This is a genomic window from Streptomyces sp. NPDC107550 (genome assembly GCF_055639095.1).
Genome location: NZ_JBVKBC010000001.1, coordinates 429,089 through 449,787, shown reverse-complemented (window position 1 = coordinate 449,787; position 20,699 = coordinate 429,089). Strand labels below are relative to the sequence as shown.

Annotated in this window: 16 protein-coding genes and 1 pseudogene; 9 read left to right on the top strand and 8 right to left on the bottom strand. The window is 71.2% G+C overall.

All coding sequences use genetic code 11. The features are described from left to right. Window positions 1-173 precede the first annotated feature (173 nt). Window positions 174-1,004, top strand: a complete 831-nt coding sequence (locus tag ACZ7LY_RS01910) for a S1 family peptidase (protein WP_471622500.1) — start codon at window positions 174-176, stop codon at window positions 1,002-1,004. Between the two features lie 137 nt (window positions 1,005-1,141). On the opposite strand, the gene ACZ7LY_RS01905 is transcribed toward ACZ7LY_RS01910, so the two are convergent. Beyond that, complete coding sequence (locus ACZ7LY_RS01905) at window positions 1,142-1,372, bottom strand: DUF7455 domain-containing protein (RefSeq protein WP_255970357.1); 231 nt, start codon at window positions 1,370-1,372, stop codon at window positions 1,142-1,144. 441 nt (window positions 1,373-1,813) lie between these two features. On the opposite strand from ACZ7LY_RS01905, the gene ACZ7LY_RS01900 reads away from it, so the two are divergent. From ACZ7LY_RS01900 to ACZ7LY_RS01875, 6 genes and pseudogenes are all read left to right on the top strand, one after another. After that, a complete protein-coding gene (locus tag ACZ7LY_RS01900) occupies window positions 1,814-3,937 on the top strand; it encodes a DNA gyrase/topoisomerase IV subunit B (protein WP_471622499.1) in 2,124 nt (707 codons plus the stop codon). 325 nt (window positions 3,938-4,262) lie between these two features. Further along, window positions 4,263-4,769: a DUF1453 domain-containing protein gene (locus ACZ7LY_RS01895; protein WP_471622498.1), complete on the top strand. Its 507-nt coding sequence runs from the start codon at window positions 4,263-4,265 to the stop codon at window positions 4,767-4,769. After that, entirely contained in the window at window positions 4,766-5,923 is a 1,158-nt protein-coding gene (locus tag ACZ7LY_RS01890) for a sensor histidine kinase (protein ID WP_471622497.1), read from the top strand. The genes ACZ7LY_RS01895 and ACZ7LY_RS01890 overlap by 4 nt, the downstream gene beginning before the upstream one ends. Then, entirely contained in the window at window positions 5,920-6,651 is a 732-nt protein-coding gene (locus ACZ7LY_RS01885; protein ID WP_471622496.1) for a response regulator transcription factor, read from the top strand. The genes ACZ7LY_RS01890 and ACZ7LY_RS01885 overlap by 4 nt, the downstream gene beginning before the upstream one ends. A 93-nt stretch (window positions 6,652-6,744) precedes the next feature. Continuing rightward, window positions 6,745-7,224, top strand: a pseudogene (locus ACZ7LY_RS01880) (DUF485 domain-containing protein); the annotation flags it as partial. A gap of 722 nt (window positions 7,225-7,946) precedes the next feature. Next, a complete protein-coding gene (locus ACZ7LY_RS01875; protein ID WP_471622495.1) occupies window positions 7,947-9,557 on the top strand; it encodes a solute symporter family protein in 1,611 nt (536 codons plus the stop codon). 10 nt (window positions 9,558-9,567) lie between these two features. On the opposite strand, the gene ACZ7LY_RS01870 is transcribed toward ACZ7LY_RS01875, so the two are convergent. The 4 genes from ACZ7LY_RS01870 to ACZ7LY_RS01855 all read right to left on the bottom strand — a co-directional run bounded on the left by ACZ7LY_RS01870 (window position 9,568) and on the right by ACZ7LY_RS01855 (window position 14,247). Next, entirely contained in the window at window positions 9,568-10,245 is a 678-nt protein-coding gene (locus ACZ7LY_RS01870) for a response regulator (protein ID WP_471622494.1), read from the bottom strand. After that, a complete protein-coding gene (locus ACZ7LY_RS01865) occupies window positions 10,242-11,885 on the bottom strand; it encodes a sensor histidine kinase (RefSeq protein ID WP_471622625.1) in 1,644 nt (547 codons plus the stop codon). The genes ACZ7LY_RS01870 and ACZ7LY_RS01865 overlap by 4 nt, the downstream gene beginning before the upstream one ends. 102 nt (window positions 11,886-11,987) lie before the next feature. Continuing rightward, window positions 11,988-12,959, bottom strand: coding sequence for a sucrase ferredoxin (locus ACZ7LY_RS01860; protein WP_471622493.1), 972 nt, complete (start codon window positions 12,957-12,959; stop codon window positions 11,988-11,990). A gap of 10 nt (window positions 12,960-12,969) precedes the next feature. Further along, window positions 12,970-14,247, bottom strand: coding sequence for a citrate/2-methylcitrate synthase (locus ACZ7LY_RS01855; RefSeq protein WP_471622492.1), 1,278 nt, complete (start codon window positions 14,245-14,247; stop codon window positions 12,970-12,972). A gap of 97 nt (window positions 14,248-14,344) precedes the next feature. Between ACZ7LY_RS01855 and ACZ7LY_RS01850 the strand changes: the two genes are divergently transcribed. Further along, entirely contained in the window at window positions 14,345-15,514 is a 1,170-nt protein-coding gene (locus ACZ7LY_RS01850) for a citrate synthase (protein WP_471622491.1), read from the top strand. A gap of 116 nt (window positions 15,515-15,630) precedes the next feature. Here ACZ7LY_RS01850 and ACZ7LY_RS01845 read toward each other — a convergent pair whose 3' ends face one another. Both ACZ7LY_RS01845 and ACZ7LY_RS01840 read right to left on the bottom strand, forming a co-directional pair. After that, window positions 15,631-15,867, bottom strand: a complete 237-nt coding sequence (locus tag ACZ7LY_RS01845) for a hypothetical protein (RefSeq protein ID WP_471622490.1) — start codon at window positions 15,865-15,867, stop codon at window positions 15,631-15,633. 145 nt (window positions 15,868-16,012) lie between these two features. Beyond that, entirely contained in the window at window positions 16,013-16,525 is a 513-nt protein-coding gene (locus tag ACZ7LY_RS01840) for a DUF6082 family protein (protein WP_471622489.1), read from the bottom strand. Between the two features lie 352 nt (window positions 16,526-16,877). Between ACZ7LY_RS01840 and ACZ7LY_RS01835 the strand changes: the two genes are divergently transcribed. After that, the gene (locus ACZ7LY_RS01835) at window positions 16,878-18,095 is read left to right on the top strand and encodes a CobW family GTP-binding protein (protein WP_471622488.1); all 1,218 of its coding nucleotides are present in this window, start codon (window positions 16,878-16,880) and stop codon (window positions 18,093-18,095) included. A gap of 66 nt (window positions 18,096-18,161) precedes the next feature. On the opposite strand, the gene ACZ7LY_RS01830 is transcribed toward ACZ7LY_RS01835, so the two are convergent. Beyond that, complete coding sequence (locus tag ACZ7LY_RS01830; RefSeq protein ID WP_471622487.1) at window positions 18,162-20,618, bottom strand: DNA gyrase/topoisomerase IV subunit A; 2,457 nt, start codon at window positions 20,616-20,618, stop codon at window positions 18,162-18,164. Window positions 20,619-20,699: the final 81 nt, after the last annotated feature.

Below are 20,699 nucleotides of genomic sequence, written 5' to 3'. Positions count from 1 at the left end.
CGCGTGGCACGAAGAATTGGGGGAACGCCAGATCGGACGGGAGGGGGCTTTGCGTACGCGCCTGCCGCTGGACGACCCGATACGGCGGCGCGACACGCACGGTTCTCGGGTGCGTGCATGCGCCCGCTGAATCACTCTGGGTGTGCCATGACGACCCAGAGTGAGGAGACCCCATGCGTCGTTCCTTCGCGCGAGCGCTGATCGCGCCGATGACCGCAGTGGCCGCGGTGGCCGTGCTGCCCCTGGCCGCGCCGGTGCCGGCCGCCGCCGACGAGGGTGTGATCGGCGGGAAACCGGTGAAGGCGTCCGACAGCCCCTGGGCGGTGGCCCTCTCCAGCCGTGACCGGTTCGGGGGTACGCGGGCGGGCCAGTTCTGCGGCGGCGTCGTCGTGGGCCGTACGACGGTGGTCACGGCCGCGCACTGCATGGGCAGGGAAGTCCTCGGTGGGCCGCACGGACAGGTCCACGACCTGAAGGTCATCGCCGGACGCACGGACCTGCTCTCCGACGAAGGCGCGGAGATCCCCGTGCGCAGCTCCTGGGTGAATCCCGACTACGACCCTTCGACGAACGCCGGGGATGTGGCGGTCCTCACGCTGGCCACACCGCTGCCCGAGGGATACGTCATCCCTATGGCCGACGAAGGGGACCCCGCCTACCGCCCGGGCACGGGCGCGGCCGTCTACGGGTGGGGCGACACCAGCGGCCAGGGCGACTACTCACGCGTCCTGCGCGCGGCCCGCGTCCACGTGCTCGGGGACCAGGTGTGTGAGCGGGCCTATCCGGGCGACGCCGAAGGCACGTACGAGCCGAAGGCGATGCTGTGCGCCGGGGAGCCGGGCGGCGGCAAGGACGCCTGCCAGGGCGACAGCGGGGGCCCGCTGGTGGCTCAGGGGCGGCTCATCGGCCTGGTGTCGTGGGGGAGCGGCTGCGGGCGGGCCGGCAGCCCCGGTGTGTACACGAGGGGCACCGACGTGATCCGCGTGCTGCACGAGCGCCCCTGAGGGCGCACGGGCCGGTGCCGGAGTGCCTGGCCGCGCGCTGATACGAGGACGGGCGGCTGCCCCTGCTGTGATGTGGCAGGGACAGCCGCCCGATCACCGGCCTGATGCCGGAGCTGGCTCGTCGTGGGTGCGAGGCGTCAGCGTTCCTCGGTCTCGGCGTTTGCCGGAACGGCGGTGAGTCGCTCCGTCTCGTCCTGTATCTCAGCGGCGATCTTCTTGAGTTCCGGCTCGAACTTGCGACCGTGGTGGGCGCAGAAGAGCAGTTCACCACCACTGATCAGTACGACGCGCAGATATGCCTGGGCGCCGCAACGGTCGCAGCGGTCAGCGGCCGTCAGCGGGCTCGCGGGGGTCAGAACAGTAGTCACGTCGCCTCTTCTCTAGCTCGACGAGCTGTCGTACCAGGGTCAACATCCAACCAGGCCGAAAACGTTCCCGCTCGCGGCTTTTCCTCGAAAAATTTCTTCGAGACCGGCTGTCTGCTGCCGGGTGGCGGCGAATGTGCCGTATTGCGTGTCTTACGTGTCGTACGGGTTCGCGCGTTCTGTCAGGTCGGTCCTCCCGGCTGGGTTGCCGGTTGTTCATGAGGACGTGCCCGGAGCCTAAATGGTTCATGCCTGGAAGGGAACGTGATGTGTGCTTCACTCCAACGAAGGATCGAACATGCATACGAGCGTGGACTAGTCTGGGGAGAGGTCGAGGGTGGCGTGACAACGGCTCTACCAGGCATCGGTACCCTCTGAGCGGCGACCGACGCCGGCCCCTTACCCAAGAGGGACACCTTTGAAATTCAGCGAGGAGCGAACCGCGTGACCGCCGAAACGTCCGTGCCGTCCACAGCGCTGCTGACCGGAGCTGACCGGGACGGTTCCAACTACACCGCGCGGCACCTTCTCGTCCTCGAGGGGCTCGAAGCCGTACGCAAGCGTCCGGGCATGTACATCGGCTCGACGGACAGCCGCGGCCTGATGCATTGCCTCTGGGAGATCATCGACAACTCGGTCGACGAGGCCCTCGGCGGCTACTGCGACCACATCGAGGTCATCCTCCACGACGACGCCTCCGTCGAGGTCCGGGACAACGGACGCGGCATCCCCGTGGACGTCGAGCCCAAGACCGGCCTTTCCGGCGTCGAGGTCGTCATGACCAAGCTCCACGCGGGCGGCAAGTTCGGCGGTGGCTCCTACGCGGCCTCCGGCGGTCTGCACGGCGTGGGCGCCTCCGTGGTGAACGCGCTGTCCGCGCGGCTCGACGTGGAGGTGGACCGCGGGGGGCACACCCACGCGATCAGCTTCCGGCGCGGAGTCCCCGGAGCCTTCGCCAAGCCCGGGCCGGACTCGGCGTTCGACCCGTCGGCCCGGCTGAGCAAGATCAAGAAGGTCCCGAAGGCCCGCCAGGGCACCCGGATCCGCTACTGGGCCGACCGCCAGATCTTCCTCAAGGACGCCAAGCTCTCCCTGGAGCACCTGCACCAGCGCGCCCGTCAGACGGCCTTCCTGGTGCCGGGCCTGACCATCGTCGTGCGCGACGAGTTCGGCCTGGGCGACGGCGGCAGCAAGGGCGAGGAGTCCTTCCGCTTCGACGGCGGCATCAGCGAGTTCTGCGAGTACCTCGCCCAGGACAAGCCCGTCTGCGATGTGCTGCGCCTCACCGGGCAGGGCACCTTCAAGGAGACCGTCCCGGTCCTCGACGAGCACGGCCAGATGACGCCGACCGAGGTCCAGCGAGAGCTGGGCGTCGACGTCGCGCTGCGCTGGGGCACCGGCTACGACACGACCATCAAGTCGTTCGTCAACATCATCGCCACGCCCAAGGGCGGCACCCACGTCAGCGGCTTCGAGCGCTCGCTCACCAAGACGATGAACGAGGTTCTGCGGGCCCAGAAGCTGCTGCGCGTGGCCGAGGACGACATCGTCAAGGACGACGCCCTGGAGGGCCTCACAGCCGTTGTCACGGTGCGTCTGGCCGAGCCGCAGTTCGAGGGCCAGACCAAGGAGGTGCTCGGCACCTCCGCGGCCAACCGGATCGTCGCCAACGTGATCGCCAAGGAGCTCAAGGCGTTCTTGACCTCCACCAAGCGCGACGCCAAGGCGCAGGCCCGCGCCGTCATGGAGAAGGCCGTCGCCGCGGCCCGCACCCGTATCGCCGCGCGCCAGCACAAGGACGCCCAGCGCCGCAAGACGGCCCTGGAGTCCTCCTCGCTGCCCGCGAAGCTTGCCGACTGCCGCAGCGACGACGTGGAGCGCAGCGAGCTGTTCATCGTCGAGGGAGACTCCGCCCTCGGCACCGCGAAGCTCGCGCGGAACTCCGAGTTCCAGGCGCTCCTGCCGATCCGCGGCAAGATCCTCAACGTTCAGAAGTCGTCCGTCTCGGACATGCTCAAGAACGTGGAGTGCGGCGCCATCATCCAGGTCATAGGAGCTGGGTCCGGCCGGACCTTCGACCTCGACGCGGCGCGCTACGGCAAGATCATCCTGCTCGTGGACGCCGACGTGGACGGCGCCCACATCCGTACGCTGCTGCTCACGCTGTTCCAGCGCTACATGCGGCCCATGATCGAGGCCGGCCGCGTCTTCGCCGCCGTCCCGCCCCTGCACCGCATCGAGCTGGTCCAGCCCAAGAAGGGGCAGGACAAGTACGTGTACACGTACTCGGACCGTGAGCTGCGCGAGACGCTGCTGGAGTTCCAGCGCAAGGGCGTGCGCTACAAGGACTCCATCCAGCGCTACAAGGGTCTGGGCGAGATGGACGCCGACCAGTTGGCGGAGACCACGATGGACCCCCGCCATCGCACCCTGCGCCGGATCAACATCGGCGAGCTGGAGGCGGCCGAGCAGGTCTTCGATCTGCTGATGGGCAACGATGTGGCGCCGCGCAAGGAGTTCATCAGCAGCTCCGCGGCGACGCTGGACCGGTCCCGGATCGACGCGTAGCGCGTACGGGCTGGTGTTTGGGCCGGTGCCGGGTCGCAGCCGGGGCTGGGGTCGGCCCGAGCGCTGGGGGCGAGGCCGCGCGGTAGCGAGGAGTGGGTCCGGGGCGGGGTGTGAGGGCCGGCGGTCGGTCCGGACGGCTGGACCCGACGACCGGCGACCGGTGACTGACGACGGGCCAGGGGCCATGGGAGCGGGTGTCTCCACCTACGGGTGGAGACCCCCGCTCCACCTCGTTTCCACCCTCGCGCCGATCTGCTGACCTGTTGCTTTCCGTAGCGTCGAAGGCGTCGAACCGCACGCTCCCGACCGCTCCACGGAGGCCGTTATGTCCGCGCTCACCACCGTCCTGGGGGTCATCGCCGTCCTGGTGATCGTCCTCGTGCGCCAGTTCAGGACCGAGCGCCTTTCCCGCGATCGGTCCTGGTGGCTGCTGCCCGTCGTCCTCGGTGGCCTGGCCGTCAAGAACGGTTCGCTGACCGATCCGCGCCACGTCACGGGCTCGGCGGTCCTCCTCGCCGTCGAACTGATACTCAGCCTCGGCGTCGGTATCGCCTGGGCCTTCACCACCCGCGTATGGACGGACGATCAGGGTGACGTGTGGACCAAAGGCACCGCCGCGACCGCGGGGGCCTGGCTCGGTGGAGCCGTGGCCCGGGCCGGGGTCGTCGGTATCGGCCTCGCTGCCGGCGTCCACCTGGGTTCCTCGGCGCTGATGCTCGGCTTCGCCGTCTCTCTCCTCGTCCGCTCCGGGCTGCTGATGCTGCGGGCCGAGCGGGAGCGTCCGGCGTACGTTGGTGCTGGCCCGCAGTCGGCGTGGGAGGACCACCGGTGATCCGCAGGCAGTGGACGCAATGGCCGTCGCGCGAGGCCCTGTCCCGCGAGGGCGTGACCCGCGCCCGGCGCCTGCTCGCCGGTGCCGTGCGCTCGGTCGTGGGCATCGTCCTCGTCTGGACCGCTGTCACGCAGCGCGGTGTCAGCGACTGGGCCTTCGCCATGGCGCCCGTGCTGCTCGTGGCGTGTGCGGTCGCCGCGTGGGCCTTCTTCCACACGACACTGGACCACCGGCTGCTGCCCTCGCTCGGTCTGCTGGGATTTCTGCTCGGCGTCGCCGTCCTCGCGCAGGCGGCCGGATTCCTCGGGCCGGCGATCGTGCTGTGGTGCGGGTGCGCGGTCACGGCCCTGGAGAGACTTCCGATGGCCGCCTCCGTACCGGCCACCGCTCTCTGCCTCGCCGGCTTCGCCACGGTCAACGACGACAACTGGCTGACCACCGCGGTCGTCGCCGTGGGGCTCGTGCTCTCCGGATACGTGCTGCGTCTGGACGCGGAAGCGCGGGGGAGCACCCAGCGGGCGCTGGTCCAGGAGCGGGCCGCGCGAGCGGCGGAGGCGGAGTCGGCGGCGCTCGCGGAGCGTTCGCGCATCGCGCGTGAGATACACGACGTGCTGGCCCACAGCTTGTCCGCACAGCTCGTCCATCTGGAGGCGGCCCGGCTGCTCATCGAGCGGGGAGCCGATCGGGGCCAGATCCTCGACCGGGTCGTCGCGGCGCGCGGCATGGCCCGCGACGGCCTGGCCGAGACCCGGCAGGCGCTCTCCGCGCTCCGTGGCGAGATGACCCCGCTGGAGGACTTCCTGCGCGAGCTCGTTGCGTCCTGCGACGGTGCGACGCTCACCGTGGAGGGCGAGCGGAAGCCGATGTCCGCCGAGGCGTCCCAGGCCGTACGCAGGGTCGCGCAGGAAGCGCTGACGAACGTCCGCAAGCACGCGCCCGGCGCGAAGGCCGCGATGCGGTTGGAGTACCGGCCCGCGGAAGTGGCCCTGGACATACGGGACTCGGGTGCGACCCGCCCGCACCGGGAGCTCACTGTCAGTGGCGCCGGTTACGGTCTGTTGGGGATGCGGGAGCGCGCCGAACTGCTGGGCGGCACGCTGGACGCAGGGCCGTACGAGGAGGGTTTCGTGGTCACGTTGAGGGTTCCCGTATGAACGGGTCGCAGGGGCGGACGGGGGACGAGGAGAGCGGCGCGGGCGTTCAGCGGCCGGCTGCCCGGGTCGTGGTGGCCGACGACCAGACAGTGGTGCGGGAAGGCATCGTGATGCTGCTCGGTCTGCTGCCCGGCATCGAAGTGGTCGGTTCGGCGGGGGACGGTGAGGAAGCGGTCGCCCTGGTCGCCGAGTTGACGCCGGACGTCGTCCTCATGGACCTGCGCATGCCGCGGTGTGACGGGGTCGAGGCGACCAGACGCATCCGCGCCGATCACCCCGCGACGCAGGTCGTCATCCTCACCACGTACGCCGACGACGAGTCGCTCTTTCCCGCGCTCACGGCAGGGGCGCGGGGTTATCTGACCAAGGACGCCGGGGGAGAGGAGATCGTGCGGGCCGTCGAGGACGTCATGTCGGGGGACGCGGGTCTGTCGCCGAAGATCCAGCGCAGACTGTTGGAGCGGTTGTCGCAGCCTGAGGCCGGCGGCCCCGAGGAGCGGGGGGAGCTGCCGGACGGGCTCACCGCGAGGGAGGCGGAGGTTCTCCAGCTGATCGCCGACGGGCTGACCAACCAGCAGATCGCGCGGGCGCTGCACGTGTCGACGGCGACGGTGAAGACGCACATCAACAACCTGTTCGCCAAGACCGGCCTGAAGGACCGTGCGCAAGCGGTGCGTTACGCCTATGGGCACGGCCTGGCGAAGCCGCCGGGCGCCTCCATCACCTAATGGGGTGAAGGGGTTGCGAGGAGAGTCCAGGATCTTCCTGATCTGTCCATCCTTGGGCACGCGGCCGACGTGGCCGCGGACAAGGAGAGTTCGGTGGATAAGCAGGACGGGCGCGACACGGCGCAGCCCCGGGCCGGAGATCGCGGTGGCATGGGCGATCCCTGGAACGACGCGCTGGCCTCGGGGTGGAGTGAGTGGGACGGCACGGGCGGTCGGGTGCCTGCCGTGCCGGCCCAGTCCGCGCCCCCGGAGCGGAGCGCGGCCGGCGTCTATCTGGAGGTGCAGCGCAGCGCCGCGTTCCAGGAGGTACGCGGGCGCTACCTGAGGTTCGTCATGCCCGCGGGCGCGGCGTTCTTCGCCTGGTACGTGGCCTACGTCGTGGCCGCCACGAGTGCGCCCGGGCTGATGGCCCGTCCGGTCGTGGGAGCGGTGAACGTGGCGATGGTGGCGGGCCTCGGCCAGTTCGCCAGCACGTTCCTGCTGACCTGGCTGTACGCGCGGCACGCGCGGCTGCGCCGGGACCGGGCCGCGCTCGAACTGCGGTGGGACACGCAGGAGATGACCCGTGGCATCGACGCGTCCGCGCGTCAGGCTGCTGCCGCCGGTGTGGACGAGGCAACCGAGTCAGTTGTGACGCGTGCTGAGGCCGGGGCGGGCAGCGACGTCGTGGCGGGCGGTGTCCCCGCAGCACGCGAGGGCTTCGGGTCCGCCGGTCGGACCGTCCTGGAAGGGGACGGGGGCGTGGGCCACGGGCCTGCGGGCCAGGGGGACGACGCCGGGTGGAACCGGCAGGGCGGCGGCGCGGAGGGCACGCGGACGGACCCGGGCACCGGCGACGACGCCGGGCGGACGGGCCCGAGCATGGGGTTCCGCGGCCTCACGGACCCGGGCGGAATCGGCGGTGTCGCCGCCTCCGCGACCGTCGGGGCGGGCGGTGCTTTCGACCACCTCGCACCGGCGCCGGGCGCCGCTGCCTACGGGGGCTCCACGGTTGACGACGTCAGCGTGGCGCACGGAGTGACACATGGGGTGACGGTGGCGCCGTCCGTGCGCCGAACCGTCACCTCGGCGCCCGGCGCAGAGGTCGCCGACCTCGTCGCCGCCCCGGATGCCGAGGAGTCGGTTGCCCCCGGGCCCGGCGATCTGGGCCTGGCGAGCGGTGCCGTACGGGAGGACGCGGGCAGCGTGATCGAGACAGCAGGCAGGCCCGAGGCCGCTCGCAGCGAGCGCGTGGGCCGACAGTACGGGACAGTGGACCAGGCCCAGGGGCAGGTCCGGAGCGAGGGCGGCCAGCGGTGACCGGGACACATCAGACGTGGGCGCTCGTCCTGTTCAGCGTCTTCATCGCGGTCACCCTCGCCATCACGGCGCTGGTCAGCCGCAACAGGCATGGATCGGCGGAGGAGTTCTACGCGGGCGGCCGGCTGTTCTCGCCGATGGAGAACGGCTTCGCCATCGCCGGTGACTACATGTCGGCGGCCTCCTTCCTCGGCATCGCGGGGCTCATCGCCCTCTTCGGGTACGACGGCCTGCTGTATTCCGTGGGCTTCCTCGTGGCCTGGCTCGTGGTGCTGTTCCTCGTCGCCGAACTGGTGCGCAACTGCGGCCGGTTCACGCTCGCCGACGTGGTCGCCGCCCGGATGCGCGAGCGGCCGGTCCGTATCGCGGCGGGAACTTCTTCGGTGACCGTGTCCGTTCTCTATCTGGTGGCGCAGATGGTCGGCGCGGGAAGCCTCGTCGCGCTGCTGCTGGGAGGGACGAGCGGAGCCGCGCAGGCATGGACCGTGGTCGGCGTGGGCGCGCTCATGGTCATCTACGTGTCGATGGGAGGGATGCGGGCCACCACCTGGATCCAGATCGTGAAGGCTGTCCTGCTCATGAGCGGGACGGTCGCCCTGACGGTGCTCGTCCTGGCGCGTTTCCACGGGGACGTCAACCAGCTGCTGCGTACCGCCGCCGCACGCAGTGGGCACGGCTCCGACTTCCTCGCGCCCGGGCTGAAGTACGGCGGGAGCTGGACCGAGCGGTTCGACTTCATCAGCCTCGGGCTCGCGCTAGTCCTCGGCACGGCCGGGCTGCCGCACATCCTGTCGCGCTTCTACACCGTGCCGACCGCGCGAGCCGCACGCCGTTCGGTGATCTGGTCCATCGGGCTCATCGGCAGCTTCTATTTGATGACGATCGTGCTCGGCTTCGGCGCCGCCGCCGTGGTCGGCTCCGACGCCGTGCGCGGGTCGAACGCCGCGGGCAACACCGCCGTGCCGCTGCTCGCCCTCGACCTGGGAGGCGGCCCGGACTCCACGGGCGGCACGGTGCTGTTCGCCGTCGTCGCAGCGGTCGCGTTCGCCACGATCCTCGCCGTCGTCGCCGGCATCACGCTGGCCTCGTCCGCGTCGGTCGCGCACGACCTGTACGCGTCGCTGCGGATGAACCGGCGGGGGGAGCCGCGCGGCGGACGGCAGTTCAGCGAGGTCGCCGTGGCGCGCGTCGCCGCGGCCGGCATCGGCGTGCTCGCCATCGCGCTCGGGCTGCTGGCCCGCGATCTGAACGTGGCGTTCCTCGTCGGCCTCGCCTTCGCCGTCGCCGCGTCCGCGAACCTGCCGGTGCTGCTGTACTCGCTGTTCTGGCGCGGGTTCACCACGCGGGGCGCCGTCTGGTCCGTGTACGGCGGACTCGTGCCGGCGCTCGTGCTCGTCGTGCTGTCGCCGGTCGTCTCCGGGAGCCCGACCTCCCTGTTCCCGGGCGTCGACTTCCAGTTCTTCCCCCTGGAGAACCCCGGTCTCGTCTCCATCCCGCTCGGCTTCCTCGCCGGGTGGCTGGGCACCGTGACCTCCCACGAACCGCCCGACGAGGCCAAGCACGCCGAGACCGAGGTCCGCGCCCTCACCGGCGCCGGAGCCGTCTGACCACGCCCCCTCAGGGGCTGGCGGCCCACTCGTAGCGGTGCTCGGGGCGCCCCATGTCGCCGTACCTGAGACTCAGCCGGACCCGGCCGGTCCGTTCCAGCAGCTTCAGATAGCGCTGGGCGGTCTGCCGGCTGAGCCGGGTACGGTCCGCCAAGTCCTGCGCGCTGAGCGGCCCTTCGGCGTCCATCATGGCGCGCCGCACGAGCTCGGCGGTCGTCGGCGAATGCCCCTTCGGCAGCTCGGGTTCGGCCGTGGCGGACAGGGCGCCGAAAATGCGGTCCACCTCCGCCTGTTCGGCCTCCCCGCCGCCGTCGAGGGTGCGCCGCAGGTTCGCGTACGCCTCCAACTTGCCGCGCAGGCCCGCGAACGAGAACGGCTTCACCAGGTACTGCAGCGCGCCCTGCCGCATCGCCGCCTGCACCGTCGCCACGTCCCGCGCCGCCGTCACCATGATCACGTCGATATGGAGGCCGCGGTCCCGCAGGGCGCGTGCCACGTCCAGGCCCGTCTCGTCCGGCAGATAGTGGTCGAGCAGTACGAGATCGATGGCGAGGTCCTCGATCCGGGCGAGCGCCTCGGCCGCGCTGTACGCCTTCGCCGCCACCCGGAAGCCGGGAACCTTCGCCACGTACGCGGCGTTGACGTCGGCCACGCGCGCGTCGTCGTCGACGACCAGGACGTCGATCATCGGGCTTCCTCCACCGGGCTCGGGACGGTCTCGGCGAGCGCTTCCGGCAGGACGACCACGAACTCGGCCCCGCCGCCGGACGCGGCGCGCACGCGCGCGCTGCCACCCTGCCGTTCCGCGAGCCGTCTGACCAGGGCCAGACCGATGCCGCGTTTGCCGTGGGCGGGCGCTTCCTTCGTGGACCAGCCCTCCAGGAACACCGTCTCCCGCTGATCGTCCGGCACGCCCGGACCGGTGTCCCCTACGCGCAGTACCGCCGTGCGGCCCTCCGAGCGCAGATCGACCTCTACGCGCGCGTGGCGACCCGAACCGGACGCCGCGTCGATCGCGTTGTCGACGAGGTTGCCGACGATCGTGACGAGCCCGCGCGGGTCGACCAGCCGGTCCGGCAGCGCGCTGTCCGCCGAGATCCCGAACGCCACCCCGCGCTCCGTCGCCACCGTCGCCTTGCCCACCAACAGTGCCGCGAGCAGCGGGTCCTGGATCTTCTCCGTGATCTGTTCGGCGGTGACCCGGTGCGCGCCGGCGACCTCCCCGACGAACTCGGCGGCCTCCTCGTACATCTCCAGTTCCAGCAGTCCCAGAAGCGTGTGCATGCGGTTGGCGTGCTCATGGTCCTGGGCGCGGAGCGCGTCGATGAGGCCGCGCGTCGAGTCCAGCTCCCGCCCGAGCTGCTCCAGCTCCGTGCGGTCGCGCAGGGTGGCGACCGCGCCGCCGTCGTCGGTGGGCATGCGGTTGGCCACCAGGACGCGCTGCCCACGCACGGTCAGCAGATCCGTGCCGGTGACCCGGCCCGTCAGCACGTCCGTGGTACGGCCCGGGCCCAGCGCCGCGTCGAGTGGCCGGCCGATCGCCTCGCCGTCGAGCCCGAGCAGGCGCTGCGCCTCGTCGTTCAACAGCCGGATGCGCCCCGCCCGGTCCAGGGCGACGACGCCCTCCCGGATGCCGTGCAGCATCGCCTCGCGCTCCGCGAGGAGCGCCGAGATATCGGAGAACGCCAGGTCACGCGTCTGCCGCTGCACTCTGCGGGAGATCAGGTAGGCGGCGAGCGCACCCACGGCCAGGGCGCCGCCCGCGTACGCGAACAGGCCGGGGATCGCGTGGATGAGCCGCGCGCGGACGCTGTCGTACTCGATGCCGACCGACACCGCGCCCACGATGGCCCCGTCCGGGCCCCTCAGCGGCACTTTGCCGCGCGCGGAGCGGCCGAGGGTCCCGTTGTCTATCTCCATGACCTCGTGGCCCGCCAGCGCCTCGCTGGGGTCCGTCGAGACGATCTTGCCGATCTCGGAACGGTCGGTGTGCGACCAGCGCACGCCCTTCCTGTTCATGATCACCACGTACTCGGCGCCGCTCGCCCGCCTGATCCGCTCCGCGTCCGCCTGCACAGGCCCGTCAGGCGTGGGACGCGTGGCCAGCAGGTCCTCCGCGATCCTCGGCTGCGCGGCCGTCGTCTGCGCGATGGCCAGCGCGCGCCGCATCGCCTGGTCGTCCAATTGCGCGCTCAGCGGCGCGAGGAACAGACCGGTCGCCAGCACGGCCACCCCGGCGGCTATCGCCACCTGCATCAGCAGCACCTGCGCGAACACCCGCCTGGGCAGGCCGAAGCGGCGACGGCGGGCGGAGGAGAGAGCGCTCATCATGACCTGACGAACGGTACGGGCCCGCCCGCCCCCGACCGAAGCCCTTGTGGCGCGGATCTCGTACGTGGACTGCCCGCACCGCCCGGAAAAGACGCACCACTACCTGTACGACGCGGGAACCTCACGCACCGCTACGACATCCATGCGGGCCGGCGACCCCAGAGCACCGCCGCAGCTCTCCGGGCGGGCCGGCACGGACGCGCCGCGCGCCACCGTCACCCGCCACCGGCGCCCGTCCTCATGCGCGACGAGAACCTCCCACAGCGGCTCGTCCGCGCGGTCTGCGGTGGCGTCGGCGTCCGTGTTTTCTTCCACGCCCTTGTGCGTGATTTCCGTACGGACGACATGGAGGGCGTCGGCGGACGGCTCCTCGGCCACGCGGCGTACCGCGAGTTCGGCGGCCTGGGCCGGGCGGTCCCACGCGGAGCCCCCGCGGCAGCCCTCCGTGACGATCCGCCCCGCGGCGGCCGACTCCAGGACGTCCTTCACATCGGCGGCGCTCGCGCGACCGTACGCGTAGCCATAAGGCAGCACGAGGAGCGTGGGGGAGAAGCGGTGGCCGCCCAGGTGGGTGGTCTCCCAGACGCCCTCCACGCCGGACTCCGCGAGTTCCGCCGCGAGCGGGCGGCCGAGGAGGGCGCAGCAGCGGTCCCGCTTGCCATTGGTGCACACGAGGGCCAGCGGCGCGCCCTCGTGGGGCGCCCCGAAGCCGCCGTGTTCGCCGGCGCCCAGGGCCGTGAAGTCGAGCCGGAGCAGGGCCGCGGGGTCGTCGATCGTGGTGGACCGCACCCATGCGTTGCCCGGGGTCGTGTGGGCGACGTACACCTGGCGCCGGGCGACCTCGTGGCAGTCGGCGTGCCGGCCGGGGCGCCGGATGAGGGCGACGCGTACGCCCGTGCCGGCGGCGGCGGCCTCCAGGGCGCGGCCCACGGCGGGGTCCAGATGGCTGGAGGTCAGGGCCTTCGCTCCCCAGGGTCCCGGCTGCTCGATCAGCAGCCAGGTCCGGGCGGTGGCCGCGGTGCCCGCGAGCGGCTCGTCGAGATCCCGCGAGGCGGTGGCGCACGTACTCACATAGGTGAGCCTAGCCTGCCTGCTCGTCCCCCTCTGGGGCCGGGAGCGGCCGGGGCGGCCGGTGCCCCACGTAGTGGCCGGTGGGGCGCATGCGCAGCGGGCGTTCCTTGTACTCCTCCAGCGCGTGGGCGATCCAGCCCGCCGTACGCGCCACCGCGAAGATCGTCTCGCCCGCCTCGGCGGCCATGCCGGAGGAGGCCGTGAAAACGGCGAGCGCCAGATCGACGTTGGCGTGCAGGTCGGTGTGGCGGGCGGCCGTCGCCACCACGTCGCGGGCGGCCGCCAGCGCGGGGTGCGCGCCGGGCAGTTCCTCCAGGACGGCGAACAGGGCCCGCGCGCGTGGGTCGTCGCCCCGGTACAGCCGGTGGCCGAGCCCCGGGATCCGGCGGCCCGCGCGCAGCTCGTCGGCCACCACCGAGCGCGCGTCACCGCGGTCCAGGACCTCCAGGAGCATGCGGTGCGCGAGACCGCTCGCCGCGCCGTGCAGGGGGCCCTCCAGGACGCCGAGGCCCGCCGAGACGGCCGCGTACGCGTGCGCGCGGGCGGAGGCGGCGACGCGTACGGCGAGGGTGGAGGCCGCCAGATCGTGGTCGACGAGCAGGGCGAGAGCCGTGTCCAGGGCGCGCAGTGACGCCTCGTCGGGCTCCCGGTACGACAGTCGGCCCCACAGGCGCTGGGCGATCGGCGGGCCGTCGCTGTAGGTGGGCAGTTGCAGGGGCAGGGCGGCCGCGAGCGTCGGGATGAGGGAGCGTGCCGCGCCGAGGACGGACTCCTCGGAGAGGTCGTAGCGCAGCGGGTCGGCGGTCGCCGCCGCCACCGCCGCGACCCGCAACTGGTCAACGGGCGTGCTGTGTTCGGGCAGCGCGCCGACAGCGCGGCGGGCCGCCGTCAGGGCCTCCCTGGACGCGGTGAAGCGGATACCCGGGCGCAAGGCTCCCGTCCACAGCCACTCCGCGACCTCCTCGTACGAGTGACGGGTCGCCAGCTCGGTCGCGTCCACCCCCCGGAAGAAGTACCGGTCTTCGTCGATGAGGGTGATCCGGGTCCGCACGGAAAGTTCGCCGGGGGCCGAACTCGGGGCGCTCTCACGCCTGTTGCGGTGGGCGAGGGACTCGACCTCGGCGGCGTCGAAGGTGCTGCCCCGCGCGCCCTGGGCCCGCCTGCTGGTGAGCAGGCCGCGGCTGACGTACGCGTAGACGGTCTCGGGCTTCACGCCGAGCAGTTCCGCGGCCTCCTTGGTGGTCAGACGGCGGGTGTGGGCGGCCGGTGCCGGTTCTTGATCCCTCATGCGCGTCACCGTAGCGGCTGGCTTGATATTGATTCAATCAATATTGACAGAGATTGAGTCAAGCATAGACAGTCGAATCAAGTTCAGGGAGGAAATCATGCCGATCAACGGGACCACGACCGCCCCCGCCGTCGACGTACCGCGCGGGCTCGCGGGCGTCGTCGTCACCGACACCGCGCTCGGTGACGTGCGGGGCCGCGAAGGCTTCTACCACTACCGCCAGTACTCGGCCGTCGAGCTCGCGCAGACCCGCAGCTTCGAGGACGTGTGGCACCTGATGATCCACGGCGAACTGCCGGATGCCGCACGTTCGGCCGCGTTCGCCCGTGAGACCGCCGCCCTGCGCGACCTGCCTGCCGACGTGCGGGCCGCCCTGCCCGCCATCGCCCGGGCCGGCTCCGCCTCCGGCCCGCTCGCCGGGCTGCGCACCGCGCTGTCGCTGTTCGGCGCCGCACGCGGGTTCCGGCCCGTCTACGACATCGACGCGGCCCGGCGCCGGGAGGACACGCTCGCGGCGGCCGCCGTCGTCCCCACCCTGCTCACCGCCTTGCACCGGCTCGGGGAGGGTCTCGACCCCGTCGCACCGCGCGCGGACCTGTCGTACGCCGCGAACTACCTCTACATGCTGACCGGCGCGGAACCCGACCCGAGGCGCGCCCGCGCCATCGAGCAGTACCTCATCTCAACCATTGATCATGGCTTCAATGCGTCAACGTTCACCGGACGCGTCATCGCCTCCACCGGCGCGGATGTAGCCGCCTGCCTCGTGGGCGCGGTCGGTGCCCTCTCCGGGCCCCTGCACGGCGGCGCGCCCAGCCGCGCGCTGGACACGCTGGACGCGATCGGCACGCCCGACCGCATCGACGCATGGGTGCGGGAGCGTGTCCTGGCCGGCGACCGGATCATGGGGTTCGGGCACCCCGTGTACCGCACGGAGGACCCTCGGTCGCGCATGCTGCGGGGGATCGCGGAGGAGTTCGGCGGGCCGCTCGTGAAGTTCGCCGTGGAGGTCGAGCGGCACGTCGAGCTGATCCTCGCCGAGCTGAAGCCCGGCCGGGAACTGCACACGAACGTGGAGTTCTACGCGGGCGTGGTCATGGAGCTGTGCGGGCTGCCCCGCGCGATGTTCACGCCGACGTTCGCCGCCGCGCGGGTCGTCGGCTGGAGCGCCAACATCCTGGAGCAAGCGGCGGACTCGAAGATCATCCGTCCGGCGGCGCGGTACGTGGGGGAGGAGCCGCCGGTCCCGGTGCCCACCCTGGGCTGAGGCCGGCCGTAGCGCCGGTGCGGTCCGGAGGGGGGAGAGGGGGAGGAGAGGGCATGCGTCGGCCGCCGACCCTTCGAGGATCGGCGGCCGGCGGCGTGGCGGGCCCTGCGCCGGACTCAGGCGTCCGGGATGTCGCTCTTGGCGCGGACCAGCGTCTCCCTGTTCACGATGACGATGCGCTCATAGTCGGCGACGCCGGCGTCGGCGGGAAGCTCGTGCTTGAGGTCGGCGGTGGCCTCTGTGCCGATCACGGCGAAGTTGCCGTCGCTGAGTTCGAAGACATCGGGGCAGGTCGTGCCCGACGCGCTGCCGCGAGCGCTCGGGGGCACGCCGATGCGGCGCACGATCTTCAAGGAAACCGGTCCTTAGGGAGCTGGGAGAGTACGGCGTCACAGTAGTGCGTGCCGGGGCGCGTGAGGGCATCGAGTCCACGCTTTCCAGGGCGAGTTGAAGCCGGTTCACCGTCCCGGGTGACGCGCCTGCTCCGCACGGGCCCGGTCAGTCGCTCGGCGGCTCGCCGACGACCCACCACACGCCCGTGTCGTCCTCGTCCAGTTCGCTGAGGAGCGCGTCGGTGATCCGGCCCAGCCACGCCTCCGTCGTCCCCGCGTCCAGGGAGGCGCGATGGTGCCGGGTCGCCGCCCAGTACTCCCGCATGACGCGACTGCGGAAGAGTTCCCGCAGATGGCCGTGGACCGCGGCGGCGTCCATGAGGCCCGCCTCGTACAGATGGAGCGTATTGACGTACCAGGCGTTCGCGTACAGAAGTTGACGGCGCTTGGCGGGATCAACCTCGACGTCGTACGTGTCGATCACGTCGGCGAGAGAGGGGTCGTCGATCGCCTTGTTCAACAGTTCCCAGTGCATGCGCTGCTGATGGGCGCGGGTCGCGCGCCGCTCCCGCGCCTCCGAACGGTGCTGGGGCGTGCCGCACCCCCGCTGCTGGAGGAAGCGGGTCACCAGCGCACCCGCCACTCCGCCGGTGGCGGCGGCGACCGCGAGACGGCCCACCTCATAACTCCTTGTGATCATGACAACCCCCGACTCGGGCGACCGTCCGCCGGGGGTGTCGGTGCAGGAGCGACAGTGATGGGGACCGGCGAGCGGTGGCGGCGCGCTTGCCGTCTCCCAGGGTGCCGAGCGGCTCTGATCGGCGGGAAACGGAGAGAAGGCGCACGGAACCATGAGGGGCTCGCAAGAACCTGCGCCATGTCCAACGTGTGCCCAGCGAGCGCCGTTAGCAATCGTTCACTCAGGCGTCATCTCGCGCGCTCGTATTCTGGGGCGCCAGGCAATGTCGTAGGAGCCGGCCGGGCGCCGGCGCGGTCCTCGGTCCGAGGTCGCACGGAGAGAGGGGCGCACGTTGACCAGCACTAACCCGCGGCAGATCCCGGTCGTGGTCCTCGCGGGATTTCTCGGGTCGGGGAAGACGACCCTGCTCAACCATCTGCTCCACCACAGTGGAGGCACCCGCATCGGGGCCATCGTCAACGACTTCGGGGCGATCGAGATCGACGCGATGGCGGTCGCGGGCCAGCTCGGCGACTCGACGCTCTCACTCGGAAACGGCTGCCTGTGCTGTGCCGTGGACGCCAGTGAACTTGACGTCTATCTGGACAAGTTGACCCGACCCGTCAATGACATGCATTCCATGGACGTCATCGTGATCGAGGCGAGCGGCATCGCGGAACCGCAGGAACTCGTCCGCATGGTGCTCGCCAGCGAGAACCCCCGCGTCGTGTACGGGGGGCTCGTCGAGGTCGTCGACGCCGTGGAGTTCGACGCGTCCCGGGCCAGACACCCCGAACTGGAGCGTCATCTCGGCCTCGCGGATCTCGTCGTCGTCAACAAGGCGGACCGCGTGTCCGGCGACGAGCGCCGCCGCGTGCTGGAGCTGGCCCGCTCGTTCGCCGGGCCCGCCGCTGTCGTGTCCGCCTCGTACGCCCGCATCGACCCGGAGCTGCTGTTCGAGTGCCGGCCGTCGCGGGAGCGTATCGGGCAGTTGTCCTTCGACGACCTGCACCGGCACGCCGACGAGCCCACTCCCGGCGCCTCCGAGGGGCACGCGGCCGACGCGCACGCCGGACATCTGCACGCCGCCTACGACAGCGTCGCCTTCACCTCGGACGTCCCGCTGGACCCGCGCCGCACCATGGCCTTCCTGGACAGCAGGCCCCCGGGGCTCTACCGGATCAAGGGATACGTCGACTTCGGCGCCGCCGACCCCGGCAACCGGTATCTGGTGCACGCGGTCGGCCCGTTCCTGCGCTTCTACCCCGAGCCCTGGCCCGCCGACGAGCCGCGCCTGACCCAGCTCGTCCTCATCGGCACCGGCATCGACGCGGACGCCCTCCACGAGAAGCTCGCCGCCTGCAAGAGCGCGGCCCCCGACAGCGCCGACGAACACGCCATGTGGGGCGTCCTGCGCTACGTACAGGACAAGGGCGACGAACAGGACGGGCAGGACGGCCGGGGCGACTCGGACGGCCAGGACGACCCAGACGGGCAAGTCGACCCGAACGGGCAGGCCGACCCGGACAGGCAGGACGACCCCGATGGCCCACACGGCCACGAGGGATAGAACACCGGAGCGGCCGGCGCTGAAGCATCGCTCCGCACCGGCCGCCTCACGGCGACAGCCCGCGACCTACACCGGCCCGGCCACCACGGCCACCGTCTTCGGCAGGGACACACCCGAACCGTCACGCCTCGGGTCCATCTCCGGAAGCTCGGCCGCCATGCCGTTCTTCTGCGCCGCGCGCGCGGGCGCCGGACCCGCCCAGGCGACGCTCAGGCAGTCCTCGCCCTTCAGGAACCGCTGGCAGCGCACACCGCCCGTGGCCCGCCCCTTGCGCGGGTACTGGTCGAACGGCGTGAGCTTCGCCGTCGTCTGCACCGAGTCGTCGAGCGTACCCCGCGACCCCGCCACCGTGAACACCACCGCGTCCGCGGCCGGGTCCACCGCGGTGAACGAGATGACCTTCGCGCCCGTCGCCAGCTTGACGCCCGCCATGCCGCCCGCCGCGCGGCCCTGCGGACGCACGATGGACGCCTGGAAGCGCAGCAACTGCGCGTCGTCCGTGATGAAGACCAGGTCCTCCTCGCCGGTACGCAGTTCCATCGCGCCCACGATCCGGTCGCCGTCCTTGAGGGAGATGACCTCCAGCTCTTCCTTGTTCGACGGGTAGTCGGGGACCACGCGCTTGACGACACCCTGCTCCGTGCCGAGCGCGAGACCCGGCGACGACTCGTCCAGCGTCGTCAGGCACACGACCTTCTCGTCCGCGCCCAGGGACGACAGGAACTCGGAGATCGGCGCGCCCCCCGACAGGTTCGGCGCGCTGGCCGTGTCCGGGAGCTGCGGCAGGTCGATCACGTTCAGCCGGAGCAGTCTGCCCTCGGACGTCACGACGCCGACCTCGCCGCGCGCCGTCGCCGGCACCGCCGAGACGATCACGTCGTGCTTCACGCGCTTGGCGTCTTCGTCGGCGGCGAACGGCTCCGCGTTCGCCGTGCGCGCCAGCAGGCCCGTCGACGACAGCAGGACGCGGCACGGGTCGTCGGCCACCTGGAGCGGCACCGTCGCCACCGAGGAAGCGCCCGACTCCAGCAGCACGGTACGGCGGTCCGAGCCGAACTTCTTGGCCACCGCCGCCAGTTCCGCCGAGACCAGCTTGCGCAGCTCGGTGTCCGAGTCGAGGATGCCGGTCAGCTCGTCGATCTCGCCGGTGAGCCGGTCGCGCTCGCTCTCCAGCTCGATCCGGTCGAACTTGGTGAGCCGGCGCAGCGGCGTGTCCAGGATGTACTGCGTCTGGATCTCGCTCAGCGAGAAGCGCTCGATGAGGCCCTGCTTGGCCTCCGCGCTGTTCTCGCTGGAGCGGATGATGCGGATGACCTCGTCGATGTCGAGCAGGGCGACGAGCAGGCCCTCCACCAGATGCAGCCGGTCCCGCTTCTTGCCGCGGCGGAACTCGCTGCGCCGGCGCACGACCTCGAAGCGGTGGTCCAGATAGACCTCGAGCAGTTCCTTGAGGCCCAGCGTGAGCGGCTGGCCGTCGACCAGCGCCACATTGTTGATACCGAAGGACTCCTCCATCGGCGTCAGCTTGTAGAGCTGTTCGAGGACGGCCTCCGGGACGAAGCCGTTCTTAATCTCGATGACCAGGCGCAGGCCGTGCTCGCGGTCGGTGAGGTCCTTGACGTCGGCGATGCCCTGGAGCTTCTTCGAACCGACCAGTTCCTTGATCTTCGCGATGACCTTCTCGGGGCCCACCGCGAAGGGCAGCTCCGTGACGACCAGCCCCTTGCGGCGCGCGGTGACGTGCTCCACGGCGACCGTGGCGCGGATCTTGAACGTGCCGCGGCCCGTCTCGTACGCGTCCTTGATGCCGGACAGGCCGACGATCCGGCCGCCGGTCGGCAGGTCGGGACCCGGCACGTACTTCATGAGCGTCTCGAGATCGGCGCCCGGGTGCTTGATCAAGTGCCGGGCGGCGGCGATCACTTCGCCCAGATTGTGCGGCGGCATGTTCGTCGCCATGCCGACCGCGATCCCGGACGTGCCGTTGACCAGCAGGTTCGGATACGCCGCCGGGAGAACGATCGGCTCCTGCTCCTGGCCGTCGTAGTTCGGGGCGAAGTCGACCGTGTTCTCTTCGATGGACTCCGTCATCAAAGAGGCGGCGGCGTCCATGCGGCACTCCGTGTACCGCATGGCGGCCGGGCGGTCGTCGTTGCCCAGCGAGCCGAAGTTGCCGTGGCCGTCCACCAGCGGCACGCGCATCGAGAACGGCTGCGCGAGACGCACCAGCGCGTCGTAGATCGACGAGTCGCCGTGAGGGTGCAACTTACCCATGACCTCGCCCACGACACGGGCGCACTTCACATAGCCGCGCTCGGGACGCAGGCCCATCTCGTTCATCTGGTAGACGATGCGCCGGTGGACCGGCTTCATCCCGTCCCGCGCGTCGGGCAGGGCACGCGAGTAGATGACCGAGTACGCGTACTCCAGGTAGGAGCCCTGCATTTCGTCGACCACGTCGATGTCGAGGATCCTCTCCTCGAAATCGTCGGGCGGCGGGGTCTTCGTGCTGCGGCGGGCCATCGCTGCTGCGGCTCCTTCACCAACATGAACGGGTACGTGAACGGGGACTGTCGCGGTCCATTGTGGACCGCCCCACTGACA